The following is a 14555-nucleotide window of genomic DNA, read 5'->3' on the forward strand; positions in this document are numbered from 1 at the left end:
TCACGCAACCACCCGGTCTACCCGATAGCAGACAGTGCCTGCGCGGCGGCCCTTGTTGGCGATGCAATGGCAGGCGAACTGGCGCTGCGCCGGCGCAGCCGCGCCAGCCGCAGTTTCGGCTTCACCTTGATGGAGACGCTGGTGATGCTGGTGCTGGTGTCGCTCTCGGTGCTGCTGATGTTCCAGATGCTCGGGGCCTACCGGATCGCCCGCGAGCGCGCCGCGGCACAGGCCGGCGACATCGATCGCCAGGCATTGTTCGACGCCTGGTTCCTGGAGAGCGTGCGCGGCCTGCACGCGCTCGAGGACGCGCCGCTGGAGGGGGGCGCGAGCGGGTTCTCGGCAGTCACGCTCAATCCTCTGTACGGCTCGCCCGGCGCACCGACCCCGATCAGCTGGGAGCTGGTCGCGCAAGCGGGCGCCGATACCATGGTGCGTTATCACGAGGACGGCGAGCAGCGCTGGCAGCTGCCGCTTCGCGATGGTCAGCCGGGCCGTTTCGCGTTCGTCGATTCGCAGGGCGGATTGCACGATTCCTGGCCGCCGGAACAGGGCATGCAGGACGCCCTGCCGGCTTCGGTCGCATTGCTGAGCGGTGCCGGCACCGAAGCCCGGCTGCGCCTGGCTTCGGTGCGTGGGCCGCTGCAGCCGCAGGTCGTGCCCTTCCAACTGGAGCAGGAATGACCGGCGCGGCAGTATCGGGCGTGCCCGTAAGCGGCGGCAGGGTCGGCAACGGCTTCGTGCTGATCATGGTGCTGGCGATACTGGTGATCCTGTCGCTGCTCGCCTCGACCGTGGCGGTGATCAGCCAGCGTCTGCGCGAGGAACAACTGCAGCGCCAGCGTCAGCTGCAGGCGCAGATCGACATGGCCAGCACCCGCGCCACGGTGCTGTACCTGCTGGCCAGCCAGCGGATGACCTTCGGCGGGGTGACGGTGGATGAGCGCGTGGTGTTGAGCGCCGACGAGCGGGTCAGCCAGCGCGGCGAGGATGAGCTGATTTCGCTGATGCCGGTGGGCAACGAGCTCGCGTTGGAGGGTAGCCCCTACAGCGGCTTGGGCGACATCGCGTTCGCGCTGCAGGATGACCGCGGGCTGCTGGGCATCAACTGGACGTCGCCGGCGATGCTCCAGGGCCTGGTGGCGCAAGCCGAGGGGGACAGCCCGGCGGTGGCCACCTTGCAGAACCTGTTGCTCGACTACCAGGATGCCGACGACCTGTATCGCCTCAACAGCGCCGAGCGCGAGCAGTACCAGAGCGAGGGCCGGGCGCCGCCGAGCAACCGGGTGCTGGCCACACCGATGGAGTTGCGGCGCGTGATCGGCTGGGACGACGCGCTGGGCTTCCTCGACGATGCCGCGCTGAGCGACACGGTGACGGTCTCGCGCAATCCGAGGATCAACGTCAATACCGCGCCGCTGACGGTTTTGCAGGCATTGCCCGGGGTGGACGAGGCGATGGCGCAGCGGGTGGTCGACTACCGCAAGCTGCAGCCCTTCGTCAATCTGACCTCGTTCTACCAACTGCTCGGCACGATTCCGGCCGACGACGAACTCCTGTCGCTGTATCCTTCGCAATCGGGAACGCTGAAGCTGTGGTCTCCCCTGGGCGGGACGGTGCAGGTGCTGCACTGGACGTTGACCCCGTACGATGACGGCGGCCGACCATGGCGCGAGGATTATGAATTCACCCTACCCCAAGACGGCACGTCTGCTGCGGCGCCTGCGCGCACGCCTGAAGCAGAGGTTTTCGCCGAGCCGGCTGCTCAGGCGCAGTGACGGGCTGGTGCAGCTGAGCGAAGGCGGCGGCGGCTCCGAGTGGGTGCTGGCGCGGGGGCTGTGCGCCTACACCCTGCTGGACGGCGCCGCGGTGCCGGTGGCCAAGCGTCGCGCCTACGCGGAGATGGCGATCCGACGCTGGTCGCCGTTCTCCGATCCGGGCTGGCACGTGGAATGGGTCGGCCAGCGCGCGATGGTCTGGGCCTGGTCGGAGGACCGGGTGCTGGCCTCCGGCGAGGAGGAGGCGCCGCTGGTGCCGCCGCTCAGGATCGTGCCCGAATCACTGCTGCGCGGTCAGGCGCAGGCCGAAGGGGCGGAACTGATCGCGCTGGACGAGGGCGTCGAAGGACGGATCTGGCGTGACCACGCACTGGTGGCGTCCGCGTGGTGGCCGCAGGCGCCCGACGCGGGCGAGTGGAGCGGGCTGCTTCGTGGCGCCGGCATGAAGCCGGCCCCGGTGCCGCCGCCACTCGCCGCCGACCGCCTCAACGATCGGTCCTGGAGCCGTTCGGAAAGCCGCAACTGGGGCGAGCTGGCGTCGCGACATCGCAGTATCCTGGCGGCCACCGGGCTGGCGCTTGCCGCCGCGCTGGTGGCGGTGCCGCTGGCCGGTTCGCTGCGGCTGCTGGCAGCTACCTCGGCGGTCGAGGGCGATATCGCCTCGCAGGACGAAAGCCTTCAGCAGATCCTCGCCGCCCGCGAAAGCGCCGAGCGCGACCAGGCGGCCATCGATGCGCTGCTCGCGCTGCGACCGCCTGCGGGCCAGCTGCAACTGCTGTCGACGGTCATCGAGGCGGTTCCCGGCAGCAATTGGCAGATGCTGGAATGGCGCATGCCCGACCCTGACACCCTGGAGGTCGACCTGCGCATGCCGCGCCCGGACCCCAGGGCGCTGGTCGAGGCCTTCGAGCAGACCGGGCAGTTCCGCGACGTCGGCGTCGAGCTGAGCCGCTCGGCCGATGAGATCGGCGTGCGCGCCAGTATCGTGCGGCGCACCCCGCTCGACGCCACGGACGCCGACCAATGAAGCCGCAGTGGCGGGGCTGGCTCGACCAGGCGCGGCAGGAATGGGCACGCAACCCGCGCCTGCAACTGGGCGTGTGGGTGATCGCCGCGACCCTGGGGCTCTATCTGCTGCTGGTGCTGCATGACTGGCGCCAGACGCTGCAGCAGCAACACGTCGAACGCAGCGAGTACCTGCAGAAGATGCGCTCCCTGGTCGGTCAGGACGAGTGGGTGGAACGCGCCGCACAGGCTGCGCAGATTCGGCGTTCGCTGGAGGCGGAGGTACCCGGTGCCGACAGCCTCGGACTCGCGCAGGCCGGCGTGCAGACGTGGGTGCGCGACATGGCCACCGCTGCCGGGGGCACGATCCAGGTCCAGACCCAGCAGCCAAGGCCGGTGCCGGGCCGCAACACCCTGTGGCGCGTGCCCGTGGTTATCAGCGGCGCCATGGATGCCCGCAGCGTGGTGCAGATGATCAGCCAGATCGAAAAGCGCGGCTCGCTGACGGTGGTGGAGCAGGCGCTGATCCTCAACCGCGAGAACCGCACGTTCTCTTTGACCGTGGTGGCCTACTTCGACATCGAGCAGGAGCAAGCCGATGCGGTTCGCTGATTATCTGCAGCAGCGGCCGCTGCCGGTCATCGTAGCTGCCGGCGTGGTGCTGGGATTGGCGGTCGGAGTGGCGTGGCCGCTGCCGGAGCCGTCCGCGACGGCCGCCGATCAGGCCGGCTGGCACCTGCCCGACCCGGCGGTGATCAGACGCTACGACGAGGCGCAGTTCACAGCGGTGCGTGATGCAACGGTCTGGGGCGCGGCCGAAACCCCGGAAGAATCCGATGGCGCCAGCCGCCGACCCGAGTGGCGCTTAACCGGTATCATCGCCAATCCCGAATTCGCGGCCCTTGTCGCGACGGCCGGGGATCGCAAGGTGGCCCATGTCGGCGTCGGCGGAACCCTGCCCGACGGCGGGGAGGTAGTGCGGATTACCCAAGTCGGGATCACCTTTACGCGCGACGGCTGTACCCATGAGCGAATTCTCCACCAACCCATCGACCCCGCCGAACACGCGCCGTGCGTACCTTCGCCGACCACGCCTTGAGGGCCGACATTCCGGCATGAACAACTTGCGAATCCTGCTGATCCTGTTCCTCGTCACTGTCCTGGCCGGCGCGTGCGCCCGGCCGGTGCGGGTCGACCTGCCCGAACCGGTGCGCTCGCCGCGCAGCGAGCCAGGCGCTCCGGCGGACCAGGCGCTGGTCACTGCCGAGGCCCGTGAGCAGCGCCACTCGCTCGAGCGCACGCCCACGCCGACGGCTCCGGACAGCGGTGCCGCGTCCGCCGGGATTGGCGAGACCGGCGCCATGCCGCCGGTCGGTGGCGAGATGATCGACGTCAACATCGACGGCATTCCGGTGCCGGCGTTCATCAATGAATTCTTCGGGACGATCCTGGAGGTGGACTTCCAGATGGATCCCAAGGTGGCCCAGCTCAACGATCTGGTCACCCTGCGGACGTCCAGCCCGCAGACGCCAAGGCAGTTCTACCAGCTCGCGGTGGAGGTACTGCGTACCTACGGGGTCAGGACCGAATACCAGGGTGGCCGGGTGCTGTTCACGCCGGCTGGCCGCAGCGGTGACTTCCAGCCGCCGCTGGTGCTCAGTGGTCGCGCTTTGCCACACGTACCGACCTCCCATCGACCGGTGTTCCACCTGGTGGAGCTGCAGGCAGTGCGCACGCGCGACGTGACCGGTTGGCTGAAGACCGCGTTCAACACCGATGAACTGAGCATCCTTGACGATCTCAACCGAAATGCAGTGGTGTTGTACGGCAAGCCCGACCTGGTGCGTCAGGCGGCTGCGGCGGTGCGGGTATTTGACCGACCGTACATGCGAAGCCGGGTCAGCACCCGGCTGGAGCCGGCGTTCGTCGGCGCCGAGGAGCTGGCGCGACGGCTGGTGGATGTGCTGGTGGCCGAAGGCTACGGCGCGACCCTGCACTCCGGGAGCGGAGTCATCCAGGCGGCGGCGGTGGTCGTGCTGCCGATTGCCGCGTCCAACACGATCCTGATCTTCGCCTCTGATGAGGCGGTACTGGACCATGCGGTGGAGTGGTCGCGCACCATCGATCAGCCCAATCCCACTGCCAGTGGCAACAGCTTGTTCTACTACCGGGTCAAGAACACCCGCGCCGAAGATATCGTCGCAACGCTCAATGGTGTGCGTTCGGCCGCCAGCGCCGCGCGTGTGCCCGCGCGCGAGGCGTTGTCGTCGGCTGAAGCGGCACAGGCGGCGGCAGCGGACCAGCCGCCGGTGCGGCCGCCCCTCGCCGCAGGCGCGCAGGGCGGCGGCGATCTGTCCGCCGGTACGCTGGTGCTCGATGAGCCGCGCAACGCGGTGATCTTCCAGGGCGAGCCGGCCGACTGGGGCCGTTTGCTGCCGCTGATCCGGCAGATGGACCGTGCCGCGCGCCAGGTGATGATCGAGGTGACGATCGCCGAAATCACCCTCGATGAAGATGAGGAGTTCGGTGTCAGCTGGCTGGCCAACAACGATGTGGGACGGTTCAACGGCACCGTCACCTCGGGTCAGCTCGGTGGAGGCGGAGGAGGCGGCGGCTTCGGCGGATTGACCTACCTGCTCGACATTGCCGGCCAGGCACGTGCGCAATTGCGCGCCTTTGCCCAGGACAACCGGGTCACCGTGCTGTCGACACCTCGCCTGATGGTGAAGAGCGGTGAGAGCGCCAGCATCGATGTCGGTACCGAGATCCCAACCATTTCCGCGCAGAGTGCCTCGTCCCAGCAGACCGATGGAACTTCCAACATCCTGCAGTCGGTGCAGTATCGGAAAACCGGCATCATCCTGGACATCCAGCCGGTCGTTTATTCCGACAATCGGGTGGACCTGGAAGTACGCCAGGAGGTCAGCGAGGCGCTGCCACTGGGGACCGACTCGGCCGTACAGTCGCCCTCGATCTTCAATCGCGCCGTTAGCACCAACCTGAGCCTGCGCGATGGCAGCTCGGTGCTCATCGGTGGGTTGATGTCACGCCGTGCCACCACCAGCGACGGTGGGGTGCCATATCTGAAGGACATCCCGCTGCTGGGCAACGTGTTCAAGAGCAGCGGCAGGACCAGCAGCAAGACCGAGTTGATCGTGATGATCGTGCCCTACATCATCGAGACCGATGCCCAGGCCACGGCCCTGACCCGATCGATCGGGGAACGGTATGAAACGCTGGACCTGCCCAACACGCCCGCCGAGCTTGTTCCGGTGCCATCGGTGCCCGTCGAAGAAGGCGGCAGGCCTTAGGTCCCCGCGCTCACCGCGGCACGCCGCGGGCGGGAAAGCGCACCGGAGCCGCAGCCGTTCACGGTCGCAGGGCGGGGCGTCTTGCTGCAGGTGCCATCCGCGTGGTCGTCGCGGGTGTCGGGTATCCGGGCGTGTGGCGCATGTGACACCCGCAGTTCCGCCTTGGTGCGTGTCCGTCCGAATTCCGAGGGACCCCGATGGCGCTGCGCCGGGCCACGGCGCTGAATGTTTTCTGATGAGCGCGGCAGGCGAGCCGCCACGGCGCAAAGGGCCGCGGGTTAGGGCGGTGGGGTATCATCCCCGGCTCTGCTCGACCACTTTCAGGAGCTCCTGTGGCTCATAAACTCGGCACCCTCGCCATCCACGCCGGCCAGTCGCCCGATCCTTCGACCGGCGCGGTGATGACGCCGATCTACGCCACCTCGACCTACGCGCAGTCCAGCCCGGGCGAGCACCAGGGTTTCGAGTACTCGCGCAGCCACAATCCGACCCGGTTCGCCTACGAGCGCTGCGTCGCCGCGCTGGAAGGCGGCAGCCGCGGGTTCGCGTTCGCCTCGGGCCTGGCGGCGACCTCGACCATCCTGGAGCTGCTCGATTCGGGCAGTCACGTGATCGCGATGGACGACGTCTACGGCGGCACCTACCGTTTGTTCGAGCGCGTGCGGCGGCGCTCGGCCGGGTTGGACTTCAGCTGGGTCGATCTCAGTGACGCGGCCGCGTTCGAGGCCGCGATCCGGCCCGAGACAAAGATGGTCTGGATCGAGACCCCGACCAACCCGCTGCTGAAGCTGGTCGACATCGGGCAGATCGCCGCGATCGCGCGCAAGCACGGGTTGCTGGTGGTGGTCGACAACACCTTTTCCTCGCCGATCCTGCAGCGCCCGCTGGAATCGGGCGCGCACATGGTCATGCACTCGGCCACCAAGTACCTCAACGGCCACTCCGACATCGTCGGCGGCATGGCGGTGGTCGGTGACGACGCCGAGCTGGCCGAACAAATGGCATTCCTGCAGAACTGCATCGGTGGCGTGCAGGGGCCGTTCGACAGCTTCCTGGCGTTGCGCGGCCTGAAGACCCTGCACCTGCGCATGAAGGCGCATTGCGAGAACGCACAGGCGCTGGCCGAATGGCTGGAGCGCCATCCGGCGATCGAGAAGGTCCTCTACCCCGGCTTGAAATCGCACCCGCAGCACGAACTCGCCAAACGCCAGATGGACGGCTTCGGCGGCATGGTCAGCGTCTATGTGAAGGGCGGGCTGGCGGCGGCCAAGCGTTTGTGCGAGCGCACCGAGCTGTTCGCCCTGGCCGAGTCGCTCGGCGGCGTGGAAAGCCTGGTCAACCACCCGGCGATCATGACCCACGCCTCGGTGCCGGCCCAGCGCCGCGCGGAGCTGGGCGTGAGCGATGACCTGGTGCGGTTGAGCGTCGGCGTGGAGCACCTCGATGACCTGCGCGCCGACCTGGATGCCGCGCTGTCGTGAACGATGCCGTGTCACAGGCGTCCATATCGGTGGGCGCCCGCGGAAGCGCTGCGCCCGGCGCCTTCTGGCGCGAGCTGGCCGAGAGCCTGCGCAACCCTGAGTTCTGGGCGCTGTCGAGCTGGCTCGACATCATCGTGCGGGCGCGCAAGTCGCGCTTCGGCGTGCTCTGGCTGCTGGCGCCGTCGGTGGTCTACGTCTTCGGTCTCGGCATGTTCTTTCGGGGCCTGCAGCCTGGCGGCGGATCCAGCGGGTTCTTCGCCTATGTCGCGCTCGGCGCGATGGTGTTCCGCACGCTGATGTCGTCGGTCGTCGGCAGCGCCAGCGTGTTCAACGGCAGCCAGTCGTTCATCATGGACGGGCACATGCGGCTGACCGATTTCCTGCTGCAGTCGCTGGCCAAGTCGTTCTTCGATTTCTGCATGTACCTGCCGGTGGTCGCCGCGGCGCTGGTCATCCTCGGTGACGTGTCGCTGCCGGGACTGTTGTGGGCGGTGCTGGCGATAGCGGTGATCTATCTCAACGGCCTGTGGATCTCCGCGGTGTTCTCGCTGGCGGGGGCGAGGTTCTCCGACTTCAGCCAGTTGCTCAACAACATCTCGATATTCCTGTTCCTGCTGACGCCGATCATCTGGTATCCGGAAATGATGCCGGAAGGCAGCCTGCGCGCGCACTTGATGCGGATCAACCCGTTCTACCACTTCGTGGAGATCTTTCGGGCGCCGATCCTGGGCGAGCCGGTGGAAGTGCTGTCGCTCTGGTACGTCGGCATCATGACCCTGGTCGGGCTGCTTGTGGCGACGTTCGCCTACCGCCGCTATGCCCGCTACGTGCCGCTGTGGATCTGACATGAGCGCAACGATCCGGGTCGAGCGGCTGTCCCTCGATGTCCCTGCCTTCCTGCAGCGCGAACGCGAGCCGTCGGGCTGGGCCGGCATGTTCTTCGGGGCCGCGTTCGATCCGCCCAGCCGCCGGATGGTCCGCCTGCTCGACGACCTCAGCTTCGAGATCAACGAGGGTGACCGGGTCGCGATCCTCGGCCGCAACGGCGCGGGCAAGTCGACGCTGCTGCGCGTGCTCAACCGCGTCTACCAGCCCAGCCACGGCAGCGTGACGGTGCAAGGCAGCTGCCAGGCACTGCTGAACATGTCGCTGGGTTTCAACGGCGAGGCGACGGTGCGCGAGAACATCTACCTGCGCGGCATCGCGATGGGACTGAAGTCCAGCTTCCTGCGCCACCAGATCGACCCGATCCTGGAGTTCTCCGGCTTGCACGAGAAGGTCAACCATCGCCTGCGCACGCTGTCGTCGGGGCAGAAGATGCGGCTGGGCTTCGCGATCTCGACCTCGGTCCAGCACGACATCATCCTGATGGACGAGTGGGTCGGCGCGGGCGATGCCGATTTCATGGCCAAGGCCAAGGAGCGCATGCGCAGCCGGGTCGGCGGCAGCAAGATCGTGGTGCTGGCCAGCCACAGCGTCGGGCTGCTGCGCGACATCTGCAACAAGGGCCTGGTGCTGGAGCGCGGCAGGCTGGTCCACGCCGGCGACATCAGCTCATCGCTCAAGCACTACCACGACCTGCTGGCGCAGCTGCGCTCGGACAACGCCCTGCTGCTGGAGACACCGGCCTCCGGCGGTGCCCAGGTCTACGGCGCGGTGGAAGACATCAGCGCCAGTGGCAGCGATGGCACGTACCTGATCAAGGGCTGGTTCGTCGATACCGAGGGCGCGGTGCCTGGCGGCGTCGTGCTCGAACTCGACGGGCACCGCTACCTGGCCGGGAAGATCGAACGCATCAAGCGCCCCGACGTCATGCGGCACTTCGGCCTCAATCATGAGGAATGCGGTTTCCGCGCGACCGTGGCGGTGCCGGGTTTTTCCGGGCTGGCCGACCTGAATGCCGAGCTGCAGGTCTTCGGCGGTGATTCGCCCGAGCATGCGCATGCGCCGCTGCGCATCGCAGGTGCGGTCACCGCGAAGCTGCGTGCCGCTTCGTAAATGATTTCGCCCGCCTGACCTCAAGCGGGCATCCAGGACCTCTTTCGAACATGGCTCAATATCAATCCTTCCCCGGCGCCGCTGGCGACTCGCGCACCTTCGACAAGCTCAAGGCGTTGCGCCTGCCGAGCCTGGACGGGCGGTCGTTCCTGGATGTCGGCTGCAACGAGGGCTTCTTCTGCGGTTTTGCCCACTTCCAGGGCGCCACGCGCGCGGTGGGTATCGACCACTCCGAGCTGTTCATCGGCCGGGCCCGGCAACGCTTCGCCGGCTGCGAGTTCCACCGGCAGGGCTGGGAGACGCTGCCGCAGGGGCCGTTCGACGTGATCCTGCTGGCCTCGGCGCTGCACTATGCCGAGGACCAGCCCGCGCTGATCCGGTCGCTGGTCGAGCGCCTGTCGGCCGACGGGACGCTGGTGCTGGAGTTGGGCATTGTCTCCTCGCTCAAGGCCGAGTGGACCCGGGTCCAGCGCGGCATCGACGAGCGGCTGTTCCCGAGCATGCCGATGCTGCGAGAGGTGCTGGCCGACTACGCGTGGAAATGGATGGGGCCGAGCATTGCCCAGGCCGGTGACCCGGTCGCCCGCCACGTCATCCACATCAGCCGGCGGCGCCCGGTGGCCTACCTGCTGATGCAGCCGCCGGCTTTCGGCAAAAGCAGCATCGCATCAAGCCTGTTCGTTCCGGCGGGTGTGCCGGTGGTCTCGGGCGACCAGCAGATCGGCCTGGTGGCGCGGGGCAAGGCCACGGCGGCGGAGTACTTGGAGAGCCTGATCCGGGAGGACTACTCGCCCTTCAGCATCGACCAGACCATCCAGCGCATCTTCGATGCGGGCTTGGCCGGTGATCTGGTGAAGCTGTGGCTGGGCGGGGAGGATGGGAGCGCGTGCAAGGGCGACGTCGCGCTCGACGTCTACGTACCGGCGCAATATCACGCGGTGGTCGAGCGGCGATTGGAGGAGCTCGGCTACCTGCCGGTGCAGCTGCGATGGGAGCGGGTGGGTCCGGGGCCGTTGCCTCAGGCGGTGATGAACGAGCGGGCCGAGGCGTTTTACCTGTCGCTGGGCGAAGCGCCGCCAGGCAGTGGGGCCGATCTCGACGTCCGGGCCGAGCGCCGCCCCGCGGGCTTCGTCGACGAGCTCTCGGTGCGCGATGGCGAACTGGTGATCCGCGGCTGGGCGGTGGACGCCAGTGGCGCCCTGCCCGGGCGACTGGCGGTGAGGATCGGGCAGCGCACGGTGCATCTCGACAAGCTCGACAAGCAACTGCGGCCCGATGTGCAGCGTCACCTGGACCTGCCGCACGCGCTGGTCGGCTACCGCGCAACACTGGACGAGCCTGGCATCAGGACGGTGGCCGATCTTGGCGAGGGCTTCAAGGTGTTCGTCCCCGGCGGCGTCACGTTCCAGCTGGCCGGGCCGGTGGCCGACATCTTCAGCGCTGCGAAGCAGTAGCTTTTCCTTGCAACGGATGCCGCAACGATCGGCGGCAATCCATTTCAGACTCCATGTCAGACTCAATGGCGATGACGATGGCCACGCTTTCGACGACAAGGAACTTCCTGGCGAGGCTGCTGGGCAGGCGTGCGGGCGCCTCCGCCCAGGTCGCGCCGAATCCCCGGGTCGTCGCACTTGAAGCCACCGGAGTCTTCGACCGGACACGCTATCTCCAGCAGTACCCGGACGTGGCCGACAGCGGCGCCGATCCGCTGGTGCACTACGCCGAGCGCGGCGGGCTGGAGGGCCGCAGCCCGTGCGAATACTTCGACGGCGCCTATTACCTGGCCACCAACCCCGATGTCGCCGCGGCCGGCACCAATCCGCTGCTTCATTTCTGCGAGTTCGGCTGGCGGGAATCCAGACACCCCACACGGGAGTTCGATGTCGACTGGTACGCGGCGACCCACCTGGGCGACAGCGCCGGTGTCTTGAACCCGCTGATCCATTACCTGACGACCGGCCGCGCGAGGGGCTTGCAGGTCCGAGCGGTGCTGGAGCCGAGGGTCCAGGAAATCTACCAGTCGGGCGCATTCGACCCGGACTATTACCTGGCCAACTGCCCGGGCGCCGCGGACTCGGGCATGGACCCGGCCGACCACTATCTGAAGCACGGCGCCGCGCAGGGCTGCAACCCCTCGCCGATGTTCAACACCCGGTATTACCTGAAGAACAACACCGACGTGGCCCGGGCCGGCTTCAATCCGTTGCTGCACTTCTGCCGAAGCGGCTGGAAGGAACTGCGCAACCCCAGCGCGCAGTTCGATGTCTGGTGGTACTGGTCCACCCATATGGATCCCGCCTGCGACATGCACAATCCGCTGGCGCACTACCGGGCCACGGGCGCGGCGCTGGGCCTGGACACCCGCCCACCGGCGCCGCCACCGCAGCTGCCGGGCAGCGGCCACCGCCACCCGGCTGGCGCGGCGGTCAGGCGGGTGTGCCTGTATGCCGGTTACGACCCCGATGGCGTCATCGACGAGCATGTCGTCGACTACCTGCGTGAACTGAGCCGGCACGCCGACGTGTACTACCTGGCCGATTGCGATATGCAGCCGGGCGAGCTGGACAAGATCGCCGACTACACCCGGGCGGCGTGGGCCGAGCGCCATGGCGAGTACGACTTCGGCTCGTATTCGCGGCTGGCCAGGCAGAAGGTCGGCTGGGACGAGATCGAGCGATACGACGAGCTGATCCTCGCCAACGACAGCTGCTACCTGCTGCGCGACCTGCAGCACGTGTTTTCAAAAATGGACCAGCGGGCCTGCGACTGGTGGGGCATGCAGGCGACCAAGGGCATCGCCGCCACCCGCCACAACCCCCGCAACCGCTTCCTGGAGCCGATCCCGGTGGACACGGTGCGCAGCGCGTTGCTGGGCGGCTTCGAGCGTGAGTACTGCTACGACTTCCTGGTCGGGTCCTACTTCGTGGTGTACCGGCGGCCGGTGATCGGGGATGCACAATTCCGTCGCCTGCTCGATACCGTGGTCGCGCAGGAGTCCAAGCGCACCCTCATCCTGAAGTACGAGATCGGCCTGACCCGTTACCTGATTGCCAAGGGCTTCGCCTTCGACACGTTTGTCGAGTACCTGTATCCATTCCATCCGATCTACAGCAACTGGTACTTCAGGCTGCTGGAGGAGGGTTTCCCGTTCCTGAAGCGGTACTTCCTGTCGGATAACCACTATCGGGTGCCGGCACTGGCCGACTGGAAGGCGCGGATCCTGCGCAAGGTGCCCGGTGCCGACGTCGACCGGATCGGCCGCAACCTGGAGCGTGTCACTGACCCCGACAAGCTGCATGCCAGCCTCAATGTCGGCACCGCGCGGGCGTTTTCCGATGAGGCCGATGACGTGGTGCCCGAGGAGCTGCTGGACAACCAGCAGTTTCTCGCCGCCGACCAGCGCAGCCCCAAGTATGGCGACTGGTGGGCGTTCCCGGTATGCGCCTTCACCGGGGTGTTCTCAGGCAATGAGCGGGCGCTGTTCGAGCACGTGAAGGACGACCCGGCGATCCGCAAGATCGTGCTGTCCCGGGGCCAGCCGGTGGCGGTGGACGGCAGCAACGTCGAGGTCGTGCCGCTGCAGAGCCCTCGCGGCCAGTACCTGCTGATGCGCTCGGGCAACATCTTCATCAAGCACAGCCCGACCCGCAACCTGCTGTTCCCGGTGGCGGGCGAGCTGCACAACCTGATCAACCTGTGGCACGGCATTCCGTTCAAGCGCATCGGCTATGCCTCGCTGGACATGCAGGACAATCGCCGCGCCATCGCGCGCGAACACCTGAAGTGCCGCGCGGTGATCAGTTCCTCCAAGGTCGACAGCATGGCCATGGCCAGCGCGTTCTACCCGCTGTCCTTCGGTGAGGTCTGGCCGACCGGGCTGCCGCGCAACGACTTCATCCTGCGCGATCTTGAGCGCCTTCCCCAGGACCTGAAAGCCGAGAGCGCGCGACTGGAGGCGATGCTGGACGGCCGCAAGCTGGTGCTGTTCATGCCGACGTTCCGCAACGGACAGGAGGACGGCTACTACCATTTCACCGAACGCGAGATCGACCAGCTCGATGACTGGCTCAAGCGCAACGACGCAGTGCTCGGGCTTCGCGAACACATGGCCGACAGCGCCCGCACCTATACGCGGCTGTTGTCCCGGCTGTCGCCGCTGGACCTGGCCGATGCGCATTTCCCCAACGTCGAGATCCTCTACCGCGTCTCCTCGGCGCTGATCACCGACTATTCGAGCAGCTTCATCGACTACATGCTGACCGGTAAGCCGGCCATCAGCTTCGCCTACGACTACGACCTCTACCGAAGCATCGAGCGCGGCGCGTTCTACGACCTCGACTTCGTCTTCCCGGGGCCGGTGTGCTACTCCTTTGCGCAGTTGAGCCAGGCGCTGGAATCGCTGTTCGAACCGCGCTCGCCGGTGCAGGCCGCCACCCTGGAGTGGAAGCGCCGGATGTTCTTCGACCACCTCGATGACGGCAGTTCGGCGCGTGTCGCCGACCGGGTCAAGCAGCTCACCGACCTGCACGGGCTCGGCCAACAGAACATCGCGATAGGCATCTGATGAAGACGATCATTACCTACGGCACCTTCGACATCCTCCACGCTGGGCACATCAACCTGCTGCGGCGCGCCCGCGAGTGCGGCGACCGCCTGGTGGTCGGGCTGTCGTCGGACGAATTCAACCAGTGCAAGCACAAGTCCTCGCTGCTCAACTACGACAACCGCAAGGCGGTGCTCGAGGCGATCAGGTTTGTCGATGTGGTGTTTCCCGAACAGTCCTGGGAGCAGAAGGCCGACGATATCCGCCGGTACCACGCCGACGTATTCGTCATGGGTCACGACTGGCTGGGGAAGTTCGACTTCCTGTCGGAGCTGTGCGAAGTGAAATACCTGCCGCGCACCCCGGAGATATCCACCACCGAGATCCGCCAGTCGCTGGGTGCGGTCGTGCATCAGGTGAAGCATGTCTGAGCGGGCTC

At 67.1% G+C, this 14555-nt stretch carries 12 protein-coding genes; all 12 read left to right on the top strand.

Features of this window, described 5'->3' with window-relative positions; translation table 11 throughout:
- Window positions 1-66 precede the first annotated feature (66 nt).
- The 12 genes from ACJQWM_RS04345 (at window position 67) to tagD (ending at window position 14547) form a co-directional block, all read left to right on the top strand.
- Window positions 67-684 (top strand): hypothetical protein, encoded by a 618-nt coding sequence (locus ACJQWM_RS04345; protein ID WP_332704038.1) that lies wholly within the window; start codon window positions 67-69, stop codon window positions 682-684.
- Window positions 681-1778 carry a type II secretion system minor pseudopilin gene (locus tag ACJQWM_RS04350; RefSeq protein WP_332704040.1) on the top strand — a complete coding sequence of 366 codons (1098 nt, stop codon included), beginning with the start codon at window positions 681-683 and terminating at the stop codon, window positions 1776-1778. The genes ACJQWM_RS04345 and ACJQWM_RS04350 overlap by 4 nt, the downstream gene beginning before the upstream one ends.
- Window positions 1681-2805, top strand: coding sequence for a hypothetical protein (locus ACJQWM_RS04355; RefSeq protein WP_332704042.1), 1125 nt, complete (start codon window positions 1681-1683; stop codon window positions 2803-2805). Before ACJQWM_RS04350 ends, ACJQWM_RS04355 begins: the two co-directional genes overlap by 98 nt.
- On the top strand, window positions 2802-3395 hold the full coding sequence (locus ACJQWM_RS04360; RefSeq protein WP_332704044.1) for a hypothetical protein: 594 nt from the start codon (window positions 2802-2804) through the stop codon (window positions 3393-3395). Before ACJQWM_RS04355 ends, ACJQWM_RS04360 begins: the two co-directional genes overlap by 4 nt.
- Entirely contained in the window at window positions 3382-3882 is a 501-nt protein-coding gene (locus ACJQWM_RS04365) for a hypothetical protein (protein WP_332704046.1), read from the top strand. The genes ACJQWM_RS04360 and ACJQWM_RS04365 overlap by 14 nt, the downstream gene beginning before the upstream one ends.
- Before the next feature lie 16 nt (window positions 3883-3898).
- A complete protein-coding gene (locus ACJQWM_RS04370) occupies window positions 3899-6094 on the top strand; it encodes a secretin GspD/PilQ domain-containing protein (protein WP_332704048.1) in 2196 nt (731 codons plus the stop codon).
- Between the two features lie 332 nt (window positions 6095-6426).
- Window positions 6427-7575 (top strand): cystathionine gamma-synthase, encoded by a 1149-nt coding sequence (locus ACJQWM_RS04375; protein ID WP_332704050.1) that lies wholly within the window; start codon window positions 6427-6429, stop codon window positions 7573-7575.
- A gap of 29 nt (window positions 7576-7604) precedes the next feature.
- On the top strand, window positions 7605-8420 hold the full coding sequence (locus tag ACJQWM_RS04380) for an ABC transporter permease (RefSeq protein WP_332704052.1): 816 nt from the start codon (window positions 7605-7607) through the stop codon (window positions 8418-8420).
- A gap of 1 nt (window position 8421) precedes the next feature.
- On the top strand, window positions 8422-9573 hold the full coding sequence (locus ACJQWM_RS04385; protein ID WP_332704054.1) for an ABC transporter ATP-binding protein: 1152 nt from the start codon (window positions 8422-8424) through the stop codon (window positions 9571-9573).
- A 50-nt stretch (window positions 9574-9623) separates the two neighbouring features.
- Entirely contained in the window at window positions 9624-11027 is a 1404-nt protein-coding gene (locus tag ACJQWM_RS04390; protein ID WP_332704056.1) for a class I SAM-dependent methyltransferase, read from the top strand.
- A gap of 77 nt (window positions 11028-11104) precedes the next feature.
- A complete protein-coding gene (locus ACJQWM_RS04395) occupies window positions 11105-14137 on the top strand; it encodes a CDP-glycerol glycerophosphotransferase family protein (RefSeq protein ID WP_332704058.1) in 3033 nt (1010 codons plus the stop codon).
- On the top strand, window positions 14137-14547 hold the full coding sequence (gene tagD / locus ACJQWM_RS04400) for a glycerol-3-phosphate cytidylyltransferase (protein ID WP_332704060.1): 411 nt from the start codon (window positions 14137-14139) through the stop codon (window positions 14545-14547). The genes ACJQWM_RS04395 and tagD overlap by 1 nt, the downstream gene beginning before the upstream one ends.
- The last annotated feature ends 8 nt before the right edge of the window (window positions 14548-14555 follow it).

Source organism: Novilysobacter longmucuonensis, assembly GCF_046600735.1.
In the GTDB taxonomy this organism is placed as follows: domain Bacteria; phylum Pseudomonadota; class Gammaproteobacteria; order Xanthomonadales; family Xanthomonadaceae; genus Novilysobacter_A; species Novilysobacter_A longmucuonensis.

Coding starts and splice junctions, on each gene's coding strand:
- ACJQWM_RS04385 (WP_332704054.1), top strand. CDS start 8,422: ATGAGCGCAACGATCCGGGTCGAGCGGCTGTCCCTCGATGTCCCTGCC.
- ACJQWM_RS04365 (WP_332704046.1), top strand. CDS start 3,382: ATGCGGTTCGCTGATTATCTGCAGCAGCGGCCGCTGCCGGTCATCGTA.
- ACJQWM_RS04355 (WP_332704042.1), top strand. CDS start 1,681: ATGAATTCACCCTACCCCAAGACGGCACGTCTGCTGCGGCGCCTGCGC.
- ACJQWM_RS04370 (WP_332704048.1), top strand. CDS start 3,899: ATGAACAACTTGCGAATCCTGCTGATCCTGTTCCTCGTCACTGTCCTG.
- ACJQWM_RS04350 (WP_332704040.1), top strand. CDS start 681: ATGACCGGCGCGGCAGTATCGGGCGTGCCCGTAAGCGGCGGCAGGGTC.
- ACJQWM_RS04345 (WP_332704038.1), top strand. CDS start 67: ATGGCAGGCGAACTGGCGCTGCGCCGGCGCAGCCGCGCCAGCCGCAGT.
- ACJQWM_RS04395 (WP_332704058.1), top strand. CDS start 11,105: ATGGCCACGCTTTCGACGACAAGGAACTTCCTGGCGAGGCTGCTGGGC.
- tagD (WP_332704060.1), top strand. CDS start 14,137: ATGAAGACGATCATTACCTACGGCACCTTCGACATCCTCCACGCTGGG.
- ACJQWM_RS04360 (WP_332704044.1), top strand. CDS start 2,802: ATGAAGCCGCAGTGGCGGGGCTGGCTCGACCAGGCGCGGCAGGAATGG.
- ACJQWM_RS04390 (WP_332704056.1), top strand. CDS start 9,624: ATGGCTCAATATCAATCCTTCCCCGGCGCCGCTGGCGACTCGCGCACC.